22 protein-coding genes are annotated in these 22,836 nt (G+C 70.9%); 11 read left to right on the forward strand and 11 right to left on the reverse strand.

Annotated elements, in window-relative coordinates:
* Positions 1-45 precede the first annotated feature (45 nt).
* Positions 46-984, forward strand: a complete 939-nt coding sequence (locus ACGFYN_RS24115) for a DUF3558 domain-containing protein (RefSeq protein ID WP_393867895.1) — start codon at positions 46-48, stop codon at positions 982-984.
* 156 nt (positions 985-1,140) lie between these two features.
* Positions 1,141-2,382, forward strand: coding sequence for a DUF2637 domain-containing protein (locus ACGFYN_RS24120; protein WP_393867896.1), 1,242 nt, complete (start codon positions 1,141-1,143; stop codon positions 2,380-2,382).
* Positions 2,383-2,406: 24 nt separating this feature from the next.
* Here the strand turns inward: ACGFYN_RS24120 and lysS are convergent, their stop codons facing one another.
* Positions 2,407-4,143, reverse strand: a complete 1,737-nt coding sequence (gene lysS / locus ACGFYN_RS24125; protein ID WP_393867897.1) for a lysine--tRNA ligase — start codon at positions 4,141-4,143, stop codon at positions 2,407-2,409.
* Between the two features lie 128 nt (positions 4,144-4,271).
* Between lysS and argS the strand changes: the two genes are divergently transcribed.
* Positions 4,272-6,041 carry an arginine--tRNA ligase gene (gene argS / locus ACGFYN_RS24130; protein ID WP_393867898.1) on the forward strand — a complete coding sequence of 590 codons (1,770 nt, stop codon included), beginning with the start codon at positions 4,272-4,274 and terminating at the stop codon, positions 6,039-6,041.
* Between the two features lie 64 nt (positions 6,042-6,105).
* On the opposite strand, the gene ACGFYN_RS24135 is transcribed toward argS, so the two are convergent.
* On the reverse strand, positions 6,106-6,570 hold the full coding sequence (locus ACGFYN_RS24135) for a peptidoglycan-binding protein (RefSeq protein ID WP_393867899.1): 465 nt from the start codon (positions 6,568-6,570) through the stop codon (positions 6,106-6,108).
* Positions 6,571-6,870: 300 nt separating this feature from the next.
* Between ACGFYN_RS24135 and ACGFYN_RS24140 the strand changes: the two genes are divergently transcribed.
* Both ACGFYN_RS24140 and ACGFYN_RS24145 read left to right on the forward strand, forming a co-directional pair.
* Entirely contained in the window at positions 6,871-7,650 is a 780-nt protein-coding gene (locus tag ACGFYN_RS24140) for a peptidoglycan-binding protein (protein ID WP_393867900.1), read from the forward strand.
* Entirely contained in the window at positions 7,647-8,519 is an 873-nt protein-coding gene (locus tag ACGFYN_RS24145; RefSeq protein WP_393867901.1) for a helix-turn-helix domain-containing protein, read from the forward strand. Before ACGFYN_RS24140 ends, ACGFYN_RS24145 begins: the two co-directional genes overlap by 4 nt.
* Here ACGFYN_RS24145 and ACGFYN_RS24150 read toward each other — a convergent pair.
* Positions 8,500-9,363 (reverse strand): class I SAM-dependent methyltransferase, encoded by an 864-nt coding sequence (locus tag ACGFYN_RS24150; RefSeq protein ID WP_393867902.1) that lies wholly within the window; start codon positions 9,361-9,363, stop codon positions 8,500-8,502. The two genes, ACGFYN_RS24145 and ACGFYN_RS24150, sit on opposite strands and share 20 nt — an antisense overlap.
* Before the next feature lie 85 nt (positions 9,364-9,448).
* On the opposite strand from ACGFYN_RS24150, the gene ACGFYN_RS24155 reads away from it, so the two are divergent.
* From ACGFYN_RS24155 to ACGFYN_RS24165, 3 genes are all read left to right on the forward strand, one after another.
* Positions 9,449-10,036: a TetR/AcrR family transcriptional regulator gene (locus ACGFYN_RS24155; RefSeq protein ID WP_393867903.1), complete on the forward strand. Its 588-nt coding sequence runs from the start codon at positions 9,449-9,451 to the stop codon at positions 10,034-10,036.
* 212 nt (positions 10,037-10,248) lie between these two features.
* Positions 10,249-10,425: a DUF397 domain-containing protein gene (locus tag ACGFYN_RS24160; RefSeq protein WP_393867904.1), complete on the forward strand. Its 177-nt coding sequence runs from the start codon at positions 10,249-10,251 to the stop codon at positions 10,423-10,425.
* Position 10,426: 1 nt separating this feature from the next.
* On the forward strand, positions 10,427-11,200 hold the full coding sequence (locus ACGFYN_RS24165; RefSeq protein WP_393867905.1) for a DUF4253 domain-containing protein: 774 nt from the start codon (positions 10,427-10,429) through the stop codon (positions 11,198-11,200).
* 15 nt (positions 11,201-11,215) lie between these two features.
* Here the strand turns inward: ACGFYN_RS24165 and ACGFYN_RS24170 are convergent, their stop codons facing one another.
* On the reverse strand, positions 11,216-12,046 hold the full coding sequence (locus ACGFYN_RS24170; RefSeq protein ID WP_393867906.1) for an arylamine N-acetyltransferase: 831 nt from the start codon (positions 12,044-12,046) through the stop codon (positions 11,216-11,218).
* 311 nt (positions 12,047-12,357) lie between these two features.
* Entirely contained in the window at positions 12,358-13,260 is a 903-nt protein-coding gene (locus ACGFYN_RS24175; protein WP_393867907.1) for an SAM-dependent methyltransferase, read from the reverse strand.
* A 267-nt stretch (positions 13,261-13,527) separates the two neighbouring features.
* On the opposite strand from ACGFYN_RS24175, the gene ACGFYN_RS24180 reads away from it, so the two are divergent.
* A complete protein-coding gene (locus ACGFYN_RS24180) occupies positions 13,528-13,710 on the forward strand; it encodes a hypothetical protein (RefSeq protein WP_393867908.1) in 183 nt (60 codons plus the stop codon).
* A 16-nt stretch (positions 13,711-13,726) separates the two neighbouring features.
* On the opposite strand, the gene hemB is transcribed toward ACGFYN_RS24180, so the two are convergent.
* The 6 genes from hemB to ACGFYN_RS24210 form a co-directional block, all read right to left on the reverse strand.
* A complete protein-coding gene (gene hemB, locus ACGFYN_RS24185) occupies positions 13,727-14,719 on the reverse strand; it encodes a porphobilinogen synthase (RefSeq protein ID WP_393867909.1) in 993 nt (330 codons plus the stop codon).
* Between the two features lie 138 nt (positions 14,720-14,857).
* Positions 14,858-16,564: a uroporphyrinogen-III synthase gene (locus ACGFYN_RS24190; RefSeq protein ID WP_393867910.1), complete on the reverse strand. Its 1,707-nt coding sequence runs from the start codon at positions 16,562-16,564 to the stop codon at positions 14,858-14,860.
* Complete coding sequence (gene hemC, locus ACGFYN_RS24195; RefSeq protein WP_393867911.1) at positions 16,561-17,520, reverse strand: hydroxymethylbilane synthase; 960 nt, start codon at positions 17,518-17,520, stop codon at positions 16,561-16,563. The genes ACGFYN_RS24190 and hemC overlap by 4 nt, the downstream gene beginning before the upstream one ends.
* On the reverse strand, positions 17,517-19,223 hold the full coding sequence (locus ACGFYN_RS24200; RefSeq protein WP_393867912.1) for a glutamyl-tRNA reductase: 1,707 nt from the start codon (positions 19,221-19,223) through the stop codon (positions 17,517-17,519). Before ACGFYN_RS24200 ends, hemC begins: the two co-directional genes overlap by 4 nt.
* Complete coding sequence (locus ACGFYN_RS24205) at positions 19,220-19,984, reverse strand: redox-sensing transcriptional repressor Rex (RefSeq protein WP_393867913.1); 765 nt, start codon at positions 19,982-19,984, stop codon at positions 19,220-19,222. Before ACGFYN_RS24205 ends, ACGFYN_RS24200 begins: the two co-directional genes overlap by 4 nt.
* A 280-nt stretch (positions 19,985-20,264) precedes the next feature.
* The gene (locus ACGFYN_RS24210; protein WP_393867914.1) at positions 20,265-20,543 is read right to left on the reverse strand and encodes a glutaredoxin family protein; all 279 of its coding nucleotides are present in this window, start codon (positions 20,541-20,543) and stop codon (positions 20,265-20,267) included.
* 152 nt (positions 20,544-20,695) lie between these two features.
* Between ACGFYN_RS24210 and ACGFYN_RS24215 the strand changes: the two genes are divergently transcribed.
* Both ACGFYN_RS24215 and ACGFYN_RS24220 read left to right on the forward strand, forming a co-directional pair.
* A complete protein-coding gene (locus ACGFYN_RS24215; RefSeq protein ID WP_393867915.1) occupies positions 20,696-21,607 on the forward strand; it encodes an HAD family hydrolase in 912 nt (303 codons plus the stop codon).
* Between the two features lie 327 nt (positions 21,608-21,934).
* Positions 21,935-22,708, forward strand: a complete 774-nt coding sequence (locus ACGFYN_RS24220) for an ECF subfamily RNA polymerase sigma factor, BldN family (RefSeq protein ID WP_393867916.1) — start codon at positions 21,935-21,937, stop codon at positions 22,706-22,708.
* Positions 22,709-22,836: the final 128 nt, after the last annotated feature.

Consider the following 22,836-nt stretch of genomic DNA (forward strand, 5'->3'; position numbering starts at 1 on the left):
GTGGCCCCTCGGACCCGAACCGCCGACCGCAGGAACCACAGCGTCATGAGTGAAGGAACCATGCAGCGAGCAGCAGATCGAGACCAGCGGAACCAGCGAGAGCGTCAGCCGAGGCGCGCGGGGCGTGTCGCCGTCTGCGCACTCGCACTGCCCGTGATGGTGTTCGCGGCCGCCTGCTCGTCGGACTCCGGCTCCGGCGACGGGGGGAGCAAGAAGGCGGGCGGTGACACGTCTTCGGCCGCGTCGGGTGCGAGCGCGTCGCCGACGGTCCAGGCCGCGGCGTACCGGAAGTTGCCGGGCTCGTGCGCGGTGCTGTCGAAGAAGACGCTGACCTCGCTGGTGCCGAAGGGCGCGAAGTCCGGCAAGGAGGGCACGTCGGACGACACCGGCACGCGGGCGAGCTGCTCCTGGAGCAGCCTGGACAACAACGGCGTGAAGGGCTCGCAGTTCCGCTGGCTCAACGTCTCGCTGCTGCGCTTCGATTCGGACGCCCAGCGCGGCGAGGGCAACCAGCTGGCGCACGCCTACTACGAGAAGCAGGTCAAGGACGCGCAGGGCGTCGAGGGCGCGAAGAACGCCAAGGCGCAGCCGGTCGCCGGGACGGGCGACGAGGCGACGCTGGTGAGCTACGACCTGAAGAAGAAGGAAGGCGCCTTCAAGCAGCAGACGATCGTGACGCGCGTCGAGAACGTCGTCGTCACGCTCGACTACAACGGCGCCGGTCTGGCCGGTGAGAAGACCCCGGACGCCGGTTCGCTGGCGAAGGACGCCGAGCAGGCGGCCAAGGAGGCCGTTGCCTCCGTGGCGTCGGCGAACGGCGCGGGCGGCTCGGGCACGGGCAGCGGTTCGGGCTCCGGCAAGGGTTCGGGCACGGCGAAGCCCTCGCCGTCCAAGTCGGCTTCGAAGGGGGCGTCCCCGTCGCCGTCGAAGGCCGCGAAGTCGTCTTCGCCCTCCCCGTCCTCCTCAGCGGCGAAGAAGAGCTGACTGTCACACCTGGACGCCAATTCGCAGCTCAGCCAGGCTGTTTGACGGAGCCCGGCCCCCTGTGGGGTCCGGGCTTCGGCCGTCCCGGCACCGCGTTCACCGGACACTTGTGCCACTCTGTTGCGCGCAACAACACGCAAGGGGAGGGGAGTACGGGTGGCCGCGCCACTGCAGCTGACTCGATTGCACCGGATTCTCATCGGCGTGGTCGTGACCGGCGCCGTGATCATCGCCGGCATCGGCTTCGCCGGTTCGTATGCGGCGGTCCGCGAGTTGGCCTTCAAGAAGGGCTTCGGGAACTTCGCCTACGTCTTCCCGATCGGCATCGACGCGGGCATCTGCGTCCTGCTGGCCCTCGATCTCCTGCTCACCTGGATCCGTATCCCGTTCCCGCTGCTGCGGCAGACGGCCTGGCTGCTGACGGCCGCGACGATCGCCTTCAACGGTGCCGCCGCCTGGCCGGACCCGCTGGGCGTGGGCATGCACGCGGTGATCCCGGTCCTCTTCGTGGTCTCCGTCGAGGCGGCCCGGCACGCGATCGGCCGCATCGCCGACATCACGGCCGACAAGCACATGGAGGGCGTCCGCCTCACCCGCTGGCTGCTCTCGCCCGTGCCGACGTTCCTGCTGTGGCGGCGCATGAAGCTGTGGGAGCTGCGCTCCTACGAGCAGGTGATCAAGCTGGAGCAGGAGCGGCTGGTCTACCAGGCCCGGCTGCGCTCCCGCTTCGGCCGCGCCTGGCGCCGCAAGGCCCCGGTGGAGTCCCTGATGCCTCTGCGCCTGGCCCGCTACGGCGTTCCGCTGGCGGAGACGGCCCCCTCGGGCCTGGCCGCCGCGGGGATCGAGCCCGCGGTGCTGCCGGCGGCGCCCCGGATCACGGCCCCCGCGGAGAACCGCGCCGCCGTGGCTCCGCCCGTCCCGCAGCAGGCCGGCCCGCCGGAGGAGAGCCCGTGGCTGCACGCCCGGCATCCGCAGCAGATCCAGTACCACGGCGACTACGACCCGATGTACGAGCCGGAGCAGTACCCGGAGCAGTATCCCGAGCAGTACTTCGAGCCGGAGCGGTTCCCGGAGCAGTACTCGGAGCAGTTCCCGGTGGAGGAAGAGCCTCTGTACGAGGAGATGCCGGGTGAGGAGACGGGCAGCTTTCCCATCCCGGTGAGCCCGGGCCGTACCCGTGAACTGGGCGAGGGCGGTGGCACTCCGGAGCCGGACGAGGAGTCCTACTACCAGGTCTTCAAGCAGTCGATCAACGGCAGCTACCCGACTCCGCGGGAGTTCAGCGACAACGCCGAGGCCACCTTCGGCGCGGCTGTCCCGGACGCCGAGGCCAAGCGCATGGTGATGCGCTTCCAGAACCGCCACACGGCGGAACTGGAAGACGATCACATCGCGTAGACCCCGGCCCTGCGGGGCCCGGTCCTACTCGCCGAGCAGGCGCCGCACCCGCTCCTGCCCCACGGCCAGCAGGAGTGTGGGCAGGCGCGGTCCCGTGTCCCGCCCGACCAGCAGGTGGTACAGCAGCGCGAAGAACGTCCGCTGGGCGGTCTTGATCTCCGGAGGCAGTTCCTTGGGCGTGGCGTCGGCGGCGAACCCGGCCTGGACCTTGGGCACGCCGTATACGAGGTGGGTCAGCCCGTCGAGCGACCAGTGCTCGGCGAGCCCGTCGAGCAGCAGCCTTACGGACTGCGAGGTCGGCTCGTCGAGGGACTTCAGCAGCTCGGCGTCGGGCTCGTCGCGCACGATGGTCCGCTGGTCGGCGGGCACCTGCGTGTTGATCCAGGCCTCGGCCTTGTCGTAGCGCGGCCGGACCTCGTCGAGCGTGCCGAGCGGGTTGGCGGGGTCCAGCTCGCCGAGGATGCGCAGCGCCTGGTCCTCGTGCCCGGCGGTGATGTCCGCGACCGAGGCGAGCGTGCGGTACGGCAGCGGGCGCGGGGTCCTCGGCAGGTCACCGGCGGCCGTGCCGACCGCACGCGCGTGCGCGGCGATGTCCGCCGGGAGCGCGGACCCGTCGGCGACCTTGGCGTCGAGCTTGTCCCACTCGTCGTAGAGGCGCTGGATCTCCTGGTCGAAGGCGATCTTGAAGGACTGGTTGGGCCGGCGGCGGGCGTAGAGCCAGCGCAGCAGCTGGGGCTCCATGATCTTCAGCGCGTCGGCGGGCGTGGGCACGCCGCCGCGCGAGGACGACATCTTCGCCATGCCGGAGATTCCGACGAAGGCGTACATCGGCCCGATCGGCTGCTTGCCGCCGAAGATCCCGACGATCTGCCCGCCCACCTGGAAGGAGGACCCCGGGGAGGAGTGGTCGACGCCGCTGGGCTCGAACACGACGCCCTCGTACGCCCACCGCATCGGCCAGTCGACCTTCCAGACCAGCTTGCCGCGGTTGAACTCGTTGAGCCGGACGGTCTCCGAGAAGCCGCAGGCCGTGCAGGCGTACGTCAGCTCGGTCGTCGCGTCGTCGTAGGAGGTGACCGTGGTCAGGTCCTTCTCGCAGTTGCCGCAGTACGGCTTGTACGGGAAGTACCCGGCCGAGCCGGAGCCGTCGTCCTCGGCGGCCGCGCCGGAGCCCTCCGCGGCCTCCAGCTCGGCCTCGTCGAGGGGCTTCTGCTGCTTCTTGGCGGGGGCCTTCTTCGTCCGGTACTGCGCGAGGACGGCGTCGATGTCCTGCCGGTGCTTCATCGCGTGCAGGACCTGCTCGCGGTAGACGCCCGAGGTGTACTGCGCGGTCTGGCTGATCCCGTCGAACTCCACGCCGAGTTCGGCCAGCGAGGCGACCATGGCGGCCTTGAAGTGCTCGGCCCAGTTCGGGTACGGCGAGCCCTTCGGCGCCGGGACGGAGGTCAGCGGCTTGCCGATGTGCTCGGCCCACGTCTCGTCGACCCCGGCGACACCGGCCGGCACCTTGCGGTAGCGGTCGTAGTCGTCCCAGGAGATGAGGTGGCGCACCTGGCGTCCGCGGCGCCGGACCTCGTCGGCGACCAGGTGCGGGGTCATGACCTCGCGCAGGTTGCCGAGGTGGATCGGTCCCGACGGGGAGAGACCGGACGCGACGACGACCGGTTTGCCAGGGGCCCGGCGCTCCGACTCCTCGATGACCTCATCCGCGAAACGGGAGACCCAGTCGGTGGTCTCGGTGCTCTGAGCCACGATCGGCACGTCCTTCTTTCTGAACGGGGTGACGCTCCATTCTCACAGACGGGCATGCGACGGAGAAAACGGCTTTACCCCCCGTGGGATACTTGCTGGGTCTATCCATCCCCACGAGGAGAACGGCACCCATTCCTATGGCCTCGGTCACGTCCCTCAGCGACTCCGTCCGGCAGCAGCTCGCGTCCGCCCTCTCGGCCACCCTGCCGGAGGCCGCCGGTGCGGACCCGCTGCTGCGACGCAGCGACCGGGCCGACTTCCAGGCGAACGGCATCCTCGCCCTCGCCAAGAAGGCCAAGGCCAACCCCCGGGAGCTGGCGACGCAGGTCGTCGGCAACCTCGTCACCGGTGACGTCGTCAAGGACGTCGAGGTCTCCGGCCCCGGCTTCCTGAACGTCACGCTCTCCGACAGGGCGATCACGGAGAACCTCGCGGCGCGTTACGCCGACGAAGCCGGCCGCCTCGGTGTGCCCCTGAAGGAGAACGCGGGCATCACGGTCGTCGACTACGCCCAGCCGAACGTGGCGAAGGAGATGCACGTCGGCCATCTGCGCTCGGCGGTCATCGGCGACGCCCTGCGCGGCATGCTCGACTTCACCGGCGAGACGACGATCGGCCGGCACCACATCGGCGACTGGGGCACCCAGTTCGGCATGCTCATCCAGTACCTGTTCGAGAACCCCGGCGAGCTGGCCCCGGCGGCCGACGTCGACGGCCAGCAGGCGATGAGCAACCTGAACCGGGTCTACAAGGCGTCGCGCGCGGTCTTCGACTCGGACGAGGAGTTCAAGGAGCGGGCCCGCAAGCGGGTCGTCGCCCTGCAGTCCGGCGACAAGGAGACGCTCGAGCTGTGGCAGCAGTTCGTGGACGAGTCGAAGGTGTACTTCTACTCGGTCTTCGAGAAGCTCGACATGGAGATCCGCGACGACGAGATCGTCGGCGAGTCCGCGTACAACGACGGCATGCCCGAGACCGCCCGCCTCCTGGAGGAGATGGGCGTCGCGGAGCGTTCCGAGGGCGCGCTCGTCGTCTTCTTCGACGAGATCCGGGGCAAGGACGACAAGCCGGTCCCGCTGATCGTGCAGAAGGCCGACGGCGGCTTCGGCTACGCGGCCTCCGACCTGACCGCGATCCGCAACCGCGTCGTCGACCTGCACGCGACATCGCTGATCTACGTCGTGGACGTGCGCCAGTCGCTGCACTTCAAGATGGTCTTCGAGGCCGCCCGCCGGGCCGGCTGGCTGACCGAGGACGTCACCGCGCACAACATGGGCTACGGCACGGTGCTGGGCGCGGACGGCAAGCCGTTCAAGACGCGTGAGGGCGAGACGGTCCGGCTGGAGGACCTGCTGGACGAGGCGGTCGAGCGCGCCACGGCGGTCGTGCGGGAGAAGGCCGAGAAGGTGGGCCTGACCGAGGAGGAGATCGTCGAGAACGGCCGGTACGTCGGCATCGGCGCCGTGAAGTACGCGGACCTGTCGACCTCGCCGAACCGTGACTACAAGTTCGACCTGGACCAGATGGTGTCGTTGAACGGCGACACGAGCGTGTACCTGCAGTACGCGTACGCCCGTATCAGGTCCATCTTCGGCAAGGCCGGCGACCGCACCCCGCTCGCCCATCCGGAGCTCGAACTCGCCCCGGCGGAGCGGGCGCTGGCCCTGCACCTGGACGCGTTCGGCGAGACGGTCTTCGAGTCGGCGGCGGAGTACGCACCGCACAGGGTGGCCGCGTACCTCTACCAACTGGCGTCCCTGTACACGACGTTCTACGACCAGTGCCCGGTGGTGAAGCCCGCCCCCGCCCAGCACGTCGCGGAGAACCGCCTCTTCCTGTGCGACGTGACGGCGCGGACCCTGCACCAGGGCATGGCCCTGCTCGGCATCCGGACGCCCGAGCGGCTCTGAGTTCCGGTACGCGCGCGCGGCCCGTCCTCCCCGGCACGGGGAGGGCGGGCCGCGGCCATCGGCGTCAGCTGCAGGGGTAGAAGACGCTCATGTCGTTGGCGAACCGCTTGAACGCGGCCTGGGTGTTGGGGCCGGCGTCGCCGTCGATCTTGTCGGTGTAGTTCCAGCCGAAGGCCAGCATGCGCTGGAGCGCCTTGATCGTGTTGGGGCCGGGGTCGCCGTCGATGGAGTCGGTGTAGTTCCAGTACGCCTTCAGGTGGCGTTGCATCGCCTTCCAGCTGTTGGTGCCCAGCTGTCCGTCGATGGAGCCCGTGTAGCTCGCCGGGGCCCCTCGCATGAAGCACTGCACGTTCTTCGCCTGCTGGCTGCTCAGGCCGAAGTTGTGGGTGGCGAGGATGGAGACGGATCCGGTCTGCGCGGTCTGGGCGGGCGCCGCGAAGCTGGTGCCGGCCGTCGCCAGTCCGCCGGCGGCGAGTCCGATCACGGCGGCAGCGCTGACCAGGGTCCTGGCCAAGGCGTTGGATCGCATGTGTGTCCCTTCCGGGGTGGTTGCTGAGGTGGCGACACGAGAGTGCGCGGCGGGCGGCGCGGACGGCCACAGTTGCCGCGGAAGTGACGCTCCGACGGGACGTCCCGCACTCCGACCTGCGCGGACGCCGTCCGGGTCGGCGGCGGGGAGGGACGGCCGGCGGCGGGCGACGGCCCATTCCGTGTGGATGCACTGCACATGTTCCGGTGCGGTTGTGTGAATGCTGGTGCAGAATGCGGCGCGGGGCACGGCGGCCACTGACCACGGCCACTGATGAAGTCGGACGCGAGTGGGGGAAACATGTCGCGTTGGAAGGCGCTGCCCGCGGAACTCGACCCACGGGTACGGCAGTTGGTGGTGCGCCTACGCCGGCTGAAGGACCACAGCGGGCTGAGCGTGCGGCAGCTCGCGGCACGGACGGGGTACAGCCCGAAGTCGTGGGAGCGGTACCTCGGCGGCAGTTCGCTGCCGCCGCCGGAGGCCGTCGCGGCGCTGGCCGGGATCGGCGGCGACGACCCGACCCGGCTGCTCGCGCTGCGCGAGGTCGCCGCCGAGGCCTGGCGCACGGGGCGCGGCCAGGCCGCTGTACCCGAAGGACCCTTACCCGGACCGGAGTTGGTGTCGGGGGGTCCCGACGAGGAGGAGCGGCCGCACACGCGGTCGCTACGCGTCGCACTCGTGGCCGGGGCGGTGGCCCTGGTGCTGGCCGTGTCGTCGGCGGTATTGGTGACGATGCGGCTGATGGACCACGACGGCGGCGCGGCGAAGCGGACGGCTCCGCTCGCGGTGTCGGCACCGGCGTCGTCGCCGCCCTCGTACGGCTGCCGCGTCGAGCGGGTCGACGGGCGCTGGTACGCGGGCAACAGCCGTACCGCGAAGGCCACCGTGGCGTACGGCGACGCGGGGCCGGACGTGGCCGAGGTGCAGTGTCTGCTGCGCCGGGCGGGCGTCTCGCCGGGCGGGATCGACGGGATGTTCGGCCCGCTCACGCGTGGCGCGGTCGTGCGGTTCCAGAAGCGGGCCGGGCTGATCGGGGACGGCATCGTCGGGCCGCACACCTGGAAGGCTCTGCGGGGATGACGCCGGAGCGGGCGCGACTGGCCGCCGCGCTGAGGGAGTTGCGGGCGGCCACCGGTCTGAGCATGGCGGACCTCGCGGCGAAGACGGCGTTCAGCAAGTCGTCGTGGGAGCGCTACCTCAACGGCAAGACGCTGCCGCCGCGGCAGGCGGTGGAGGAGCTGTGCCGGCTCGCGGGCGAGCCGGACGGCCGCTGTCTCGCGCTGTGGGAGATCGCGGAGGCGGAGTGGAGCGGGCGCGGGAGGGAGGCGGCGCGGACGAAGCCGCCGGCGCGGGTGCCGGCTCCGGCCGAGTCACGGGACCTGCCTCAGGACGCGCCGCAGGACACTCCCCCGGACTCACCCTCTGACACGCCTCAGGATCGGCCGAGGGTTACCCGTACCGGTCATCGTGGTGCGGTGCTCGTGGCCGTGCTCGCGTCCGTGTGTGCGGTGGCCGTGGGCGGCGTGACGGTCGCGCTTCTGCTGCTGCCGGGCCATGGTCACGACCCCCGGCCGCCGTCCGCGCCGGAGGCGTCCGCCGGACCGCGCTGCCGCGGTGCGTCCTGCGAGGGCGGGAGCCCGATGGAGATGCACTGCGCCGCGTCGCCGGACACCCTCGCCACCCGCCACACGCACTCAGGGGCCTGGCTGGAGGTGCGCTACAGCAAGGCGTGCGGGACGAGTTGGGCCCGGATGTGGGGCACGCGGGTCGGCGACCGGCTCAGGGTGACGGCGGGCGGGCGGACACGTGGGGCCGAGATCGGGAACGGCGTGGACGCGGACTCGTTCGTCTACACACCGATGACGGTGACGCCGCGCGGGACCGTGCTGCGGATCTGTTTCGACCCGGCGAAGGGTGCCGAGGAATGCTTCAGCTCCGTGCCGCGGTGACGGCCAGCGTCGCGTAGGGAATGGTGATGCTGCCGCCCCGCGCGTCGATGACGGCCCCGGCGGCGTCCAGGATCTCGGCGAGTCCTTCGGCCGGGAGGCGGGTGAAGGCGCCCTGGGTGGGCATGACGTCCAGCCAGGCGTCGCGGGTGTAGGTGAACTCCCAGTCGTGGCGCCACTGTTCGGGCTCGCCGAAGCAGCCGCCCTCCCGGATCACGTCGGCCGTCTTGACCAGGAAGGTCCGGTAGCCGTCCACCATCGACCTCGTCAGAGCCGCACGGAAGTCGAACGGCGAGTCGGGCATGACGCGTTCGCAGACGTCGGCGACGGCCTCGGCGAGGTCGGCCGGGATGTCGGCCACGTTCCAGAAGGGGGCCAGCAGGCCGCCGGGCCGCAGGACGCGTGCCGCCTTGGCCACGCCCGCGACGGGGTCGACCCAGTGCCAGGCCGTCCCGGCGACGACCCCGTCGAACCGCCGCCGCCCAGGCTCCCATTGCTCGAACGTCGCCACGTCGACGTCCATGTCCACGCCGACGCCGACGTCATGGCCCGATCGCCGCGCCAACTCGGCCATACTGGCGTCGGGTTCGACCCCGAGCACCCTGCACCCGGCGGCCCGGAACTGCCGGGCGGCGATCCCGGTGCCGCAGCCGACGTCGAGGACGTCCGGACCGGGCAGGGCATCGGCGATCCGCCGCACCAGGGCCTCGGGATAGCGGGGCCGGGCGCGGTCGTAGCGCTCGGCGTCTCCGCCGAAGGACTCGGCGATGTCCCGATGCTCATGGGGCCGGTTCGGGGTGGACCGGTTCGGAGCGGAGCCGTTCGGGCCGGACGAGGGAGTGGGCATGCGCCCACTATGAGTGGGCGGACGCCCACAGGTCAATGGGCAAGCGCCCACCCGCTGCCCGAAGAGACGGGGGAGAATGACTCGCATGCCCACAGGTACGGCCCTCCGCGACCCCCGTCAGCAGCTCTTCGAAGCCGCCGAACGCCTCCTGCTGCGCGCCGGCCCCAACGCGCTGACCAGCAGGGCGGTGACGGCGGAGGCAGGCGTCGCGAAGGGAGTCCTGCACCGGTACTTCCCGGACTTCGACGCGTTCCTGGCGGAGCTGGTGCGGGGTCGCATCCGCGCGCTCGACGCCCTGGGGACGGCCCTGAACGAGTCCGCCGGCACGGGCACGGTCACCGACAACCTCACCGCGGCCCTGGTGGACCTCTTCGACCCGGTCGCCACCTCGGTCGTCGGCCTCGTCATCGCCCGCGACGAACTCCGCGCCCGCCTGCGCGCGACCGGCTCGACGGGCATCCCGCTCATGGGAGAGGCGGCGGCCGTGCTGTCGGCCTACCTCACACGGGAACAGACCCTCGGCCGCATCACGCCCGACGCGGACGCGGACGTCCTGGCCCCGACCCTCCTCGGCGCGGCCCACCTGCTGTTCGCGGACCGGGAGTCGGGGACGCCGGACCGGGAGACGGTACGCCGGTCCGTGACGGCGGTGGTGGCGGGCGCGTCAGCGTGACGCCGGAACCCACCCGCACCACAGGGGAGCCGGTGCTCCACCACCGCGTCGGAGGGGCGGAGATCCGTTCCTGGAGACCCCCGACCACCAGCGCCTCGTCCACGCCGACGACCAGCTCGGCAGCCTCCGGATCTCCGACCCTGACCAGGCGGCCAACAGGGCTCACAAGTATGCGATGCTCCGCTCCCAGGCCCTTTCCCCGCAGGAGAACGATGAGCGGCATACCGCCCCAGTGGTTCAAGTCCAGCTACAGCGAAAACGCCGCCCGCCTCGAAGTGGCCGTCCTCCCCCACGCCATCCACATCCGCGACTCCAAAACCCCCGAAGACGCCCCCACCCTCCGGGTGAGCCCCACCACCTGGACCGCCTTCCTCAAGGCCGCCCACTGACATGGCCACGCTTCCCAACCCGCTGCCGCGGCTCGCGGAGCTCGGGCTTCGACTCCCGTCCGGTGTACTGGTGGACGCGACCGACGACGGCCCGTGGCACGAGCCGCTGCTGTGGCTGGCGGGCGGTCGGGCCGAGCCCGGCGAATGGACCGCGCTGCGGCAGACCGCACCGCGTCACGGACTCCTCCCCGTCGTCCTCGACGTAGGCCAGGGCCACGGCGGGCCGGAGCTATGGGAGTTGACGCCCGGAGGAATGTCGTACCCGGGGGATCACGACGCGGAGGAGGTGCTGGAGGAGTTCTGGGACGAGTACGCGGAAGAAGACGCGGACTGGGCCGGCCTGGCGCGGACGCCGCACACCCCCGGCGCGGAGCCAGAGGCCGTCGCCGCGGACGTGGTGGAGTCCCTTCTCGACGGCGGTGGTCCGCTCAAAGAGCCCCGCCTCGCCCTCGTCCCGGCCCGCCGCAGCGCCGACATACCCACGGCCATCGGCTGGATGGGACCGGCGAACCACGAGAACGACACCGCGCGTCTGTCCGCGATCCTCCGCTCCTGGGAGGACCGCTTCGGCATACGGGTCGTGGCGCTCGGCTTCGACACCCTGCTCGTGTCGGTCGCCGCGCCGCCCACCACGCTCGCCGAGGCGCAGGCGCTGGCCGCGGAGCACCACGCGTTCTGCCCGGACAACGTCGACCAGGGCAACGACCCGACGTTCACCGCGTATGCCGAGCGCCAACTCCTCAACAGGCCGGCCTGGTTCTTCTGGTGGGACTGACGCACCTCCCACCTCTCAGCTCAGCAGCGCGATCCCGTCCGGCGCCACGACCCCGAACTCCTGCTCCAGCAGAAGCCGTACCTGCACCTCCCGGGTCAACTCCCGCTCACGCACCGTCCCGTCGGCCCGCGTCTCGGTCAACAGGCTTCCATGCAGCTGGAGATGCCGCTCGGCGCTGACACTCTGGACGTAGAGCCGCTGCGTGAAGGGCGACCGCGGATTCGTGGCGATGTGCCAGTTGATGACGTCGTAGTCAGGCTTCTCGAAGGGTTCGAGGGTGAAGGCGTACTGGCCCGCCCAGTCGTCCTTGCCCCGGTCGTGGGCCTGGAGCAGCCACATCTGGAGCGGTCCGCGGTGCGGGACATGGACGAGGCGGTGGCGCCGCCCGGCATCCTGGAACTCGGCATCGGCCCGCAGCGGCACCGGCTCCAGCAGCGCGCCGATCGCCCCGAAGCCGACGTCGGCGAGATACGGCTGCGGCTCCCCGGGCGCCTCGACCAGCAACGCCATATGAGTGCGCGGGCGGCTCTCGACACGGTCGGCGCCGACGGCGACCCGCGCGGTCAGCAGCGTCACGCCGAAGCCCAGCGCCTCCAACGCCGAGGCGAGAAGGGTGTTGTGCTCGTAGCAGTAGCCCCCGCGCCTGCTGTGCACGAGCTTGGCCAGAAGGTCGGCCGGGTCGAGGGAGGGGGCGGTGCGGCGCAGGGCGTCCAGGTTCTCGAACGGGATGCCCCTCATGTGTGCCAGATGCACGCCCCGCAGCGTCGCCGCGTCGGCCCGCCGCTCCCCCTCCCAGCCGATCCGCCGGAGGTACGCGTCAAGGTCGAACTCCACTGTGTCGGACATGCCGCCACCGTAGGCACACCGCTCGCGTCCCGTCCGCCACCTGCGGTCGGAGTCGGTCGGAGTCGTCCCCCGCCTTTGGTCCCGGGTGACCCCGGGCCGTCGCCCCCAAGGCGGGAGACGCGCCAAGTCCCTTTCAGAGAATGCCGAGCACCCCGTGCAGAAGAACGACCACAGCAGCGAGCAGACCGGGGACGAGCGTGGCGAGCATGAGAGACCTCCGTGAGCGGAACGTGTGTTTTCTACCGCTCTCGATAACGCTCCATGATCGTCCGCGTTACGGTCCTGTTCGCGGCCGCCCCCGACCGCTGCGCTCAGGCCTTGTCGCCGACTCCCGCATACACGTTGATGTCCGCGTCCGTCACGTCGTTGATATCGGCGTACCGCACCTTCTCGATGTCGTCGAGGCCCGCCAGGTACGACGCCTCGGGCTGGTCCGGGACCGGTGCGGCGTCGTCCGCGCGCCAGTGGTGGACGGGCACGACGCCCGGCTCCATGACCCCCAGGGAGCTCTGCGTGAAGAAGCGCTCGACCTCCGCCCGGGTGCGCAGCACGAAGGTGAAACCCCGCTCGGTGTACGTCCGCTGGACCGCGCGGATGTTCTCGGGGTTGAGGTCCTCGGTGAGATGGCTGAGCACCAGTCGGCTGCCGGCCGGCAGCGCTTCGACGAGTTCGCGCACGATCGGGTACGCCTCCTCGTCCTCGACGAAGTGCAGGATCGCCACGAGGCAGAGCGCGATCGGCTGGTCGAAGTCGAGTGTCTTCGCGGCCTGTTCGAGGATCTGCGCCGGGTTCTTGAAGTCGGCGTCGACGTAGTCGGTGCGCCCTTCGGGGCCGCTGGTGAGCAGCGCCCGCGCGTGGGCCAGCACGACGGGGTCGTTGTCGACGTACACCACCCGTGCGTCGGGGATGGTCCGCTGGGCGATCTGGTGGACGTTCTCCGCGGTGGGCAGGCCGGTGCCGACGTCGAGGAACTGGCGGATGCCGTCCTCCTGGACCAGCGTGTTCACCGCGCGGCGCAGGAAGTCGCGGTTGTGCCGCACGTCGAGGTAACCGCGCGGGTTGGCGGCGAGCGCGGCCGCGGCGGCCGCCCGGTCGACCGGGTAGTTGTCCTTGCCGCCGAGGAAGACGTCGTAGACGCGGGCCGGGTGCGCCTTGCTGGTGTCGATCCTCCTTCTCAGCTCGGCGGGATCCTGGCTGAGGGCGTCACCGGACATGGGCGTCTCCCAGAAGAGTCGGCGGGTCATTCAACAGGCAACGAGCAGTCGCCAACAACCTAACTCCCGGCGGAACTTGATGGTGCCCGTACCGTGATCCCGCCGCGAGGCGTCCCGGACCCGCGTCCCGGGACAGGGCGTCCCCGCAGGTCAGCGGCGATCCCGCGACCTCGGCGTCCCGAATCCTTGGAGGAGAGTGGCGGGCCGGACCGATCACCGAGCAGGCTGGTGTCCCGACCCCGAGTTCGCCATCGAGAGGGCCGAGCCATGTCCGCACCCCCCACCCGCACCAGGGCCCGTCTGCTCCTCGCCGCGACGGCCGCACTCGCCGCGCTCATGCTGACGGCGTGCAAGGACGGCGAGGGCCTGCGCGACGAGGGACCGTCCTCCTTGACCACACCGGCCGCGCGGTCGGCCCCCGCCACTGCGCCGTCGCCCGCGGCCCCTTGAGACGGCGGCGCCGCGCTCAGCGCAGCTTCTGCGCGGCCTCGACCGCCCAGTACGTGAGGATGTTCTGCGCGCCGGCCCGCCTGATGCCGGTCAGCGTCTCCAGGATCGCGCGGTCCCGGTCGATCCAGCCCTTCTCGGCGGCGGCCTCGATCATCGAGTACTCGCCGGAGATCTGGTACGCCGCGACCGGCACGTCCACGGAGTCGGCGACCCGCGCCAGGATGTCGAGGTAGGGCCCGGCCGGCTTGACCATCACCATGTCGGCGCCCTCCTCCAGGTCGAGCGCCAGCTCCCGCAGGGACTCGCGCACGTTGGCGGGGTCCTGCTGGTACGTCTTGCGGTCGCCCTGCAGCGACGAGGCGACGGCCTCGCGGAAGGGCCCGTAGAAGGCGGAGGCGTACTTCGCGGTGTAGGCGAGGATCGCCACGTCCTCGCGCCCGATCTGGTCGAGCGCGTCCCGGACGACGCCGATCTGGCCGTCCATCATCCCGCTGGGGCCCACGACATGGGCGCCCGCGTCGGCCTGCACCTGGGCCATCTCGGCGTACCGCTCCAGGGTGGCGTCGTTGTCGACCCGCCCCTGCGCGTCGAGCACCCCGCAGTGCCCGTGGTCGGTGGTCTCGTCGAGACACAGGTCGGACATCACCAGCAGGTCGTCGCCGACCTCGGCCCGCACATCGCGGAGCGCGACCTGGAGGATCCCGTCCGGATCGGTGCCCGGCGTCCCGACGGCGTCCTTCTTCCCGTCCTCCGGCACACCGAACAGCATGATCCCGGAGATCCCCGCCGCCACCGCCTCCGCGGCCGCCTTCTTCAGACTGTCGCGCGTGTGCTGCACGACCCCGGGCATCGCCGAGATCGGCACGGGCTCACTGACGCCCTCACGGATGAAGGCCGGGAGGATGAAGTCGGCGGGGTGCAGTCGCGTCTCGGCGACCATCCGCCGCATGACGGGCGAGGTCCGCAGCCGCCGGGGACGCGCACCGGGAAAGGATCCGTACTTCGTCATGCCCTCTACGCTACGCCCGGCTCAGGGACACCTTTGCCGACGTGGCGTCGGCGCGCGGCTCCCCCGGAAGCAGGCTCGGGAACGGCGGCGGGACGCACCCTCACGGCGCGTCCCGTCACCTCGACTTCCATCCGCGGCTCACGTCGTGGAGCGACGCCTCCGGGCGCCCGGACGACGCTCGCTCGGGCGGGTCACCGGGTCGCCGGCCTCCAGGGCGGCGGCTCGGCGCTTCAGGCCGAAGTCGGCCAGCGCCTCCGCCAGCTTGTGCACCGACGGCTCCGGAGCCATGACATCGACCCGCAGCCCGTGCTCCTCGGCCGTCTTGGCCGTGGCGGGACCGATGCACGCGATGACGGTCACGTTGTGCGGCTTCCCGGCGATACCCACCAGGTTCCGCACCGTGGACGACGACGTGAACAGCACGGCGTCGAACCCACCGCCCTTGATCGCCTCCCGCGTCTCCGCCGGCGGCGGCGACGCCCGCACGGTCCGGTAGGCCGTGACGTCGTCGACCTCCCAGCCCAGCTCGATGAGCCCGGCCACCAGCGTCTCGGTGGCGATGTCGGCACGCGGCAGGAAGACCCGGTCGATCGGGTCGAAGACGGGGTCGTACGGCGGCCAGTCCTCCAGCAGACCCGCGGCCGACTGCTCCCCGCTCGGCACCAGATCCGGCTTCACGCCGAACGCGACGAGCGCCTTCGCGGTCTGCTCACCGACCGCGGCAACCTTTATGCCGGCGAAGGCACGGGCGTCGAGCCCGTACTCCTCGAACTTCTCCCGCACCGCCTTGACGGCGTTGACCGAGGTGAAGGCGATCCACTCGTACCGGCCGGTGACGAGCCCCTTCACCGCCCGCTCCATCTGCTGGGGCGTGCGCGGCGGCTCGACGGCGATGGTCGGCACCTCGTGCGGCACGGCCCCGTACGACCTCAACTGGTCGGAGAGCGACGCCGCCTGCTCCTTCGTCCGCGGTACGAGCACCTTCCAGCCGAACAGCGGCTTGGACTCGAACCACGACAACTGGTCGCGCTGGGCGGCGGCGGAACGCTCACCGACCACGGCTATCACCGGCCGGCCGCCCTCCGGCGAGGGCAGTACCTTGGCCTGCTTCAGGGCCTGCGCGATGGTGCCGAGCGTCGCCGTCCAGGTCCGCTGGCGCGTGGTGGTGCCCGCGACCGTCACCGTCATCGGCGTATCGGGCTTGCGGCCCGCCGACACCAGCTCCCCGGCCGCCGCACCGACGGAGTCGAGCGTCGTCGACACGACCACGGTCCCGTCGGAGGCCCCCACCTCCGTCCAGCACCGGTCCGAGGCGGTACGTGCGTCCACGAACCGCACGTCCGCGCCCTCGGCGTCGCGCAGCGGGACACCGGCGTACGCGGGGACGCCGACCGCGGAGGCGACACCGGGGACGACCTCGAAGGGCACGCCCGCGGCGGCGCAGGCCAGCATCTCCTCGGCGGCGTAAGCGTCCAGGCCAGGGTCCCCGGAGACCGCTCGCACGACCCGCCTGCCGCCCCGCGCGGCCTCCATGACAAGATGTGCGGCATCCCGTACCACGGGGACCCCAACGGTTGTTGACGAGCCGTCAACAACCGCCAGCTGAGGTGTGCCCGTGCCCGGGTGGGAGTCCGAGGAAGGACCCCCGTCCGTGTGCACCTCGGCGGCGCCTTGCCTGGCGTGCTTGCGCACCACGTCGAGCACGTCGTGCTCGGCGACCAGAACGTCCGCGTTCGCCAGCGCCTCCACGGCGCGCAGAGTCAGCAGTCCCGGATCCCCGGGTCCGGCACCCAGGAAGGTGACGTGCCCGTGTTCGAGGCCGGTGGGAAGGGTGGTGGGGCTCAATGTGCTCGCTCCCCCATCAGACCGGCCGCGCCCTGGGCAAGCATCTCGGCCGCGAGTTCACGGCCGAGCGCCATTGCTTGGTCGTACGTCTCGGGCACGGGACCGGTGGTGGACAGCTGCACCGTGCGCGAGCCGTCGGTCGTGCCGACTATCCCGCGCAGGCGCATTTCCTTAGCAATCTGCCCGTCCCCCAGCAAGTCGGCCAGCGCGCCCACAGGGGCGCTGCAACCGGCCTCCAGGGCGGCGAGCAGTGACCTCTCGGCGGTCACGGCGGCCCGGGTGAACGGGTCGTCGAGCTCTCCGAGCGCTGCGATCAGGTCCGCACGTTCCGCGGCACACTCGATCGCCAGTGCCCCCTGGCCGGGGGCGGGCAGAACCGTGTCGACCGACAGGAAGTCGGTCACCTCGTCGCTCCGGCCGATCCGGTTGAGGCCGGCGGCGGCCAGGACGACCGCGTCCAGCTCGCCTTCCCGCACGTACCGGATCCGGGTGTCGACGTTGCCCCGTATCGGGACCGTCTCCATGTCCAGCCCGTGGCTGCGCGCGTACGAGTTCAGCTGCGCCATGCGGCGCGGCGAGCCCGTACCGATGCGCGCGCCGCGCGGCAGGTCGGTGAACTTCAGCGCGTCCCGGGCGACGATCACGTCGCGCGGGTCCTCGCGCAGCGGGACGGCGGCCAGCGCCAGGCCCTCGGGCTGCGCGGTGGGCAGGTCCTTGAGCGAATGAACCGCGAAGTCGACCTCACCCCGCAGCAGCGCGTCACGCAGCGCCGTGACGAACACGCCCGTGCCGCCGATCTGCGCGAGATGCTCGCGGGAGGTGTCGCCGTAGGTGGTGATCTCGACGAGCTCGACGGGCCGTCCTGTCACCCGGCTCACGGCGTCCGCCACTTGCCGGGACTGGGACATGGCGAGTTTGCTCCGCCTCGTCCCCAGTCTCAATGCCTTGCTGTTCATGCCGGCCCTCGGTTCTTGCTGTTCTCTGAGTCGTCGTCGGCGCGGGAGACCGCGGCCACCGCCTCCTGGTCGAGGTCGAAAAGGGTCCTCAGGGCATCCGCGTACCCCGCTCCGCCCGGTTCGGCCGCGAGCTGCTTGACCCGCACGGTGGGCGCGTGGAGCAGCTTGTCCACGACGCGCTTGACGGTCTGCGTGATCTCGCTGCGGTGCTTGTCGTCGAGCGCGGGCAGCCGCCCCTCGAGGCGTGCGATCTCGTTCGCGACGACATCGGCGGCCATCGTCCGCAGCGCGACCACGGTCGGCGTGATGTGCGCGGCCCTGAGCGCGGCTCCGAAGGCCGCGACCTCGTCGGAGACGATCCGGCGGACCTCGTCGACGTCGGCGGCCATCGGCGCGTCGGCGGAGGCCCCGGCCAGCGACTCGATGTCGACGAGCCGGACGCCGGCCAGGCGGTGCACGGCCGCGTCGATGTCGCGCGGCATCGCGAGGTCGAGCAGGAAGAGCACGGGCGCGGGCCGCGGGACCTCGGCGACCGGCTCGGGCCTGCGACGCTCGGGGATCCGGCCGACGGTCGCGGCGGTGGCGGCGAGCGCGGTGATCAGCTCGGCGTCGGCCTCGGGCGCGCGGCGGGCGGCCTCGCGGCGGTCGACGGTGCCGTTGTCCACCCAGGCCGCGTGCTGCTCCAAGGTCGCCGCGTCCATCCCGGCGACGGCGGCATCCCCCATCACGGAGAAGCCGCTCTGCGCGGCGGACAGGTCGAGCGGGCAGTTCTCGTCGGTGCCGACGGAGGTGGGCGGCAGCGGACGTACGCCGGTGTCCGCGGCCGTTCCGGCGCTCTGCGAGACGGCGGCGGGGGCGCCCGTACGGCCCTCGACCGCGGCCGCGACCGCGTCGGCCGGCAGGACGAGGCTCGTGGCTCCGGTGCAGGAGACGACCACGTCGGCACGTGTCAGCTCGACCGGCACCGATTCCATCGGTACCGCGCGGGCGGTCACGTCCGTTCCGTCGGCCTCGGTCAGTATCTGCGCCAGGCGCTCGGCGCGCTCCGCGGTGCGGTTGGCTACGACGATCTCGGCGACCCCGGCCCGCACGAGCGTGGCGGCCGCCAGCGAGGACATCGAACCGGCTCCGACGACCAGCGCCTTCCTGCCGCGGGCCCAGTCCTCGACGTCGCCCCCGGCGGCCAATTGCTCCAGGCCGAAGGTGACCAGGGACTGCCCGGCGCGGTCGATGCCGGTCTCGGAGTGGGCGCGCTTGCCGACCCGCAGCGCCTGCTGGAACAGGTCGTTCAGCAGCCGGCCCGCGGTGTGCAGGTCCTGCGCCTTCGCCAGCGAGTCCTTGATCTGCCCGAGGATCTGCCCCTCGCCCACGACCATCGAGTCGAGGCCGCAGGCCACCGAGAACAGATGGTGGACGGCGCGGTCCTCGTAGTGGACGTAGAGATAGGGCGTGAGTTCCTCGAGGCCGACCCCGCTGTGCTGGGCGAGCAGCGTCGACAGCTCGGCGACACCCGCGTGGAACTTGTCCACGTCGGCGTAGAGCTCGATGCGGTTGCAGGTGGCGAGGACGGAGGCCTCGGTGGCGGGCTCCGCGGCGACCGTGTCCTGCAGCAGCTTGATCTGGGCGTCCGGGTTCAGCGCGGCGCGCTCCAGGACACTGACCGGGGCGCTGCGGTGACTCAGTCCGACGACGAGGAGACTCATGCCGGCATCACGGCGGGTACGTCCCCGTCCGGGCCCTTGTCGGCCGGGTTCTTGCGCGCGGCGGCGACCGGTCCCGCGCCGTCGGCCGCGGCGGCCTCCTCGCCGGCCTTGCGCTGCTCGTGGAAGGCGAGGATCTGCAGCTCGATGGAGAGGTCGACCTTGCGTACGTCGACCCCTTCGGGGACGGACAGCACGGTCGGCGCGAAGTTCAGGATGGAGGTGACCCCGGCGGCCACGAGCCGGTCGCAGACCTGCTGGGCCGCGCCGGCGGGGGTGGCGATGACACCGATGCTCACCCCGTTGTCGTCGATGATCTTTTCCAGCTCGTCCGTGTGCTGCACGGGGATGCCCGCGACCGGCTTGCCGGCCATCGCCGGGTCGGCGTCTATCAGGGCGGCGACCCGGAACCCACGGGAGGCGAACCCGCCGTAGTTGGCGAGGGCGGCGCCGAGGTTACCGATACCGACGATCACAACCGGCCAGTCCTGGGTGAGCCCGAGCTCGCGCGAGATCTGGTAGACGAGATACTCGACGTCGTAGCCCACACCACGGGTGCCGTAGGAGCCCAGGTAGGAGAAGTCCTTGCGCAGCTTGGCGGAGTTGACCCCCGCCGCGGCCGCGAGCTCCTCGGAGGAGACCGTGGGGACCGAGCGCTCCGACAGTGCGGTCAGAGCGCGGAGGTACAGCGGAAGCCTGGCGACGGTGGCCTCGGGAATCCCTCGGCTGCGGGTCGCCGGTCGGTGAGTTCGGCCAGTTGCCACGGTGCTCCTGCGGGTAGAGCGGGGCTGCAGGCGGTCACGTGTTTCCAGACCGCCCCGTCGACAGCAGGCTATGTCTTTGTGAACGCGTGCACAAAGACGGTGTCCGATTTGCCCGGCCAACGTGACCGGGGTCACGCGCCCCCGGCGCACTGACGAGGAACCGGCGCTCACGCACCACCGTTCCTTTTCTTCTGGGGGCAAAACCGCACACTCTCCTCAACGATCCCCGCCCCCGAGACCAGACACCATCGATCCTAAGCGACGTGCCGGACGGTTTGGACTACTCGGTCAGTGCCTTGCGGAGCCTCTGCTCGTCCACGCGCCAGAAGGTGTGCTGCCTGCCGTCGACGAGGACCACGGGGATCTGCTCCCAATACTGCTCATGGAGCTGCCGGTCCTGCGAGATGTCCTTGCTCTCCCACGGCACCCCCACCTCACCGCACACCTTTTCCACCACCGACTGTGCGTCATCACACAGATGACACCCGGGCTTGCGGATGAGGGTGACGGTGCGGTCCTGCGGGACCTTGCGACGGAAGAGGGAACTCATGTCAGCCATTCTCGCGCGAGGGCCCCTCGCCGGGACACCCGCGAAAACGCCAAGGAACGCCCGGATGAGATGAGTTCTTTAACGACATGGTCGCGGAGAGTTCACAGGCTCCAAACCTCGCGCGTATGGAGGCACCGAACAAACTGGCTATGCTCACGGGCATGGCCGCTCTCGGATGGCTCACTCCCCGTAGGCGCTCCGCCACGGCGCGGAGCGTGTTGGCAGGCGAGGCTTCTGCGGAGGCAGCCCGCAAGTCCTCGCAGGACGTCCCCCCGGAGGAACAGGAGTTCCCCGTACTCGGCGACGACAAGGCTGCCGCGTTCTTCGACCTCGACAACACGGTGATGCAGGGCGCCGCCCTCTTCCACTTCGGCCGGGGCCTGTACAAGCGGAAGTTCTTCGAGACCCGAGACCTCGCCAAGTTCGCCTGGCAGCAGGCCTGGTTCCGGCTGGCCGGCGTCGAGGACCCCGAGCACATGCAGGAGGCCCGCGACTCGGCGCTGTCGATCGTGAAGGGCCATCGCGTCGCCGAACTCCAGTCGATCGGCGAGGAGATCTACGACGAGTACATGGCCGAGCGGATCTGGCCGGGCACCCGCGCCCTCGCCCAGGCCCACCTGGACGCGGGCCAGCGGGTGTGGCTGGTCACCGCGGCGCCGGTGGAGATCGCGACCGTGATCGCCCGCCGCCTGGGCCTGACCGGCGCGCTCGGCACGGTCGCGGAGTCCGTGGACGGCGTCTACACCGGCAAGTTGGTGGGCGAGCCGCTGCACGGCCCGGCCAAGGCGGAGGCCGTACGCGCCCTCGCCGCCGCGGAGGGCCTGGACCTCTCCCGCTGCGCGGCGTACAGCGATTCCCACAACGACATCCCAATGCTCTCGCTGGTCGGCCACCCCTACGCCATCAACCCCGACGCCAAGCTCCGCAAGCACGCCCGCAAGCTCGAATGGCGGCTGCGCGACTACCGCACGGGCCGCAAGGCGGCGAAGGTCGGCATCCCTGCGGCGGCCGGCGTGGGCGCGGTCGCCGGGGGCACCGCGGCGGCGATCGCCCTGCACAAGCGGCGACGCTGACGCCGTACAGCGCGCGACACGACGGGCCGGGACATGTTTCCCGGCCCGTTCCGCGTTTGTGCAGTCCAGTTGGCTGCACACCGCCACAACACGCCCTGTTCCGACTCGTAATCCGAACCAATTCGATCAACAACCGGTCACTCAGAGGTACTTGATCGGGCTTCAATCGGTTACAGAAGCGACGGAATCGGTGATTTGAGCAACTGGGTGTAGCAGCGCCTGCACGAAGCGTTATTCTCCTCAGACGCAAACCGGTACCACTCCGTCGCTACGACGGGTGAACGGTTCCGCACTGCACGTGATGGAAGCTCTGCCTCTGGGAGTCCCGTGTACCCACACGTCGGGGTTGACGCCTCGGGCCTGGCTACGCTGCGCGCAACGGTCCTAGACCTGTTGCGCGGCTTCGTCCCCACCGCGTACGCCGTCCCTGCCCTCGCCGTTGCCACCACCCCCGTCGGCCCGTGCTACGCGCTCGCCGACGGCACCGCCGCCGTCGGCAGACGCGGCCGGGTGGCCGGCAGCACCACCACCCGCCGACCGGCCGCGGACAGCGACAGCGCCCGGATGATGGACCTGGTCGAACGCGCCCAGGCCGGAGAGGCCGATGCCTTCGGGCGGCTCTACGACCAGTACAGCGACACCGTCTACCGGTACATCTATTACCGCGTGGGCGGAAAGGCCACGGCCGAGGACCTCACCAGTGAGACGTTCCTGCGCGCCCTGCGCCGTATCGGCACCTTCACCTGGCAGGGCCGCGACTTCGGGGCCTGGCTGGTCACCATCGCCCGCAACCTCGTCGCGGACCACTTCAAGTCGAGCCGCTTCCGGCTCGAGGTGACGACCGGTGAGATGCTCGACGCCAACGAGGTGGAGCGCTCGCCCGAGGACTCCGTCCTGGAGTCCCTCTCCAACGCCGCCCTGCTCGAGGCCGTACGACGCCTCAATCCCCAGCAGCAGGAGTGTGTGACGCTCCGCTTCCTCCAGGGCCTGTCCGTCGCCGAGACCGCCCGGGTGATGGGCAAGAACGAGGGCGCCATCAAGACACTCCAGTACCGCGCGGTGCGCACTCTGGCCCGACTCCTCCCGGACGACGTGCGCTGACGCTCAGTGACGTCCAACTGGCAGTCGGTGAAAGTCCGTTGACTTCTCGTTCCGATCATCTGTCGTCCGTAACCCAAGTGCCGAGCCGCTCGTTGTGCGGGATGCAGGCTCCCTGTGGTCACTCCCTG

Source organism: Streptomyces sp. NPDC048419, assembly GCF_043200415.1.
Taxonomy (GTDB): Bacteria; Actinomycetota; Actinomycetes; order Streptomycetales; family Streptomycetaceae; genus Streptomyces.

Excerpts from the sequence above, each read along its gene's own strand:
- ACGFYN_RS24160 (WP_393867904.1), top strand. The coding sequence starts at position 10,249 with ATGAGCGGCATACCGCCCCAGTGGTTCAAGTCCAGCTACAGCGAAAAC.
- argS (WP_393867898.1), top strand. The coding sequence starts at position 4,272 with ATGGCCTCGGTCACGTCCCTCAGCGACTCCGTCCGGCAGCAGCTCGCG.
- ACGFYN_RS24215 (WP_393867915.1), top strand. The coding sequence starts at position 20,696 with ATGGCCGCTCTCGGATGGCTCACTCCCCGTAGGCGCTCCGCCACGGCG.
- ACGFYN_RS24135 (WP_393867899.1), bottom strand. The coding sequence starts at position 6,570 with ATGCGATCCAACGCCTTGGCCAGGACCCTGGTCAGCGCTGCCGCCGTG.
- hemC (WP_393867911.1), bottom strand. The coding sequence starts at position 17,520 with ATGAACAGCAAGGCATTGAGACTGGGGACGAGGCGGAGCAAACTCGCC.
- ACGFYN_RS24175 (WP_393867907.1), bottom strand. The coding sequence starts at position 13,260 with ATGTCCGGTGACGCCCTCAGCCAGGATCCCGCCGAGCTGAGAAGGAGG.
- ACGFYN_RS24165 (WP_393867905.1), top strand. The coding sequence starts at position 10,427 with ATGGCCACGCTTCCCAACCCGCTGCCGCGGCTCGCGGAGCTCGGGCTT.
- ACGFYN_RS24210 (WP_393867914.1), bottom strand. The coding sequence starts at position 20,543 with ATGGCTGACATGAGTTCCCTCTTCCGTCGCAAGGTCCCGCAGGACCGC.
- ACGFYN_RS24115 (WP_393867895.1), top strand. The coding sequence starts at position 46 with ATGAGTGAAGGAACCATGCAGCGAGCAGCAGATCGAGACCAGCGGAAC.
- ACGFYN_RS24150 (WP_393867902.1), bottom strand. The coding sequence starts at position 9,363 with ATGCCCACTCCCTCGTCCGGCCCGAACGGCTCCGCTCCGAACCGGTCC.
- ACGFYN_RS24140 (WP_393867900.1), top strand. The coding sequence starts at position 6,871 with ATGTCGCGTTGGAAGGCGCTGCCCGCGGAACTCGACCCACGGGTACGG.
- hemB (WP_393867909.1), bottom strand. The coding sequence starts at position 14,719 with ATGACGAAGTACGGATCCTTTCCCGGTGCGCGTCCCCGGCGGCTGCGG.
- ACGFYN_RS24145 (WP_393867901.1), top strand. The coding sequence starts at position 7,647 with ATGACGCCGGAGCGGGCGCGACTGGCCGCCGCGCTGAGGGAGTTGCGG.
- ACGFYN_RS24170 (WP_393867906.1), bottom strand. The coding sequence starts at position 12,046 with ATGTCCGACACAGTGGAGTTCGACCTTGACGCGTACCTCCGGCGGATC.
- ACGFYN_RS24155 (WP_393867903.1), top strand. The coding sequence starts at position 9,449 with ATGCCCACAGGTACGGCCCTCCGCGACCCCCGTCAGCAGCTCTTCGAA.
- ACGFYN_RS24180 (WP_393867908.1), top strand. The coding sequence starts at position 13,528 with ATGTCCGCACCCCCCACCCGCACCAGGGCCCGTCTGCTCCTCGCCGCG.
- ACGFYN_RS24200 (WP_393867912.1), bottom strand. The coding sequence starts at position 19,223 with ATGAGTCTCCTCGTCGTCGGACTGAGTCACCGCAGCGCCCCGGTCAGT.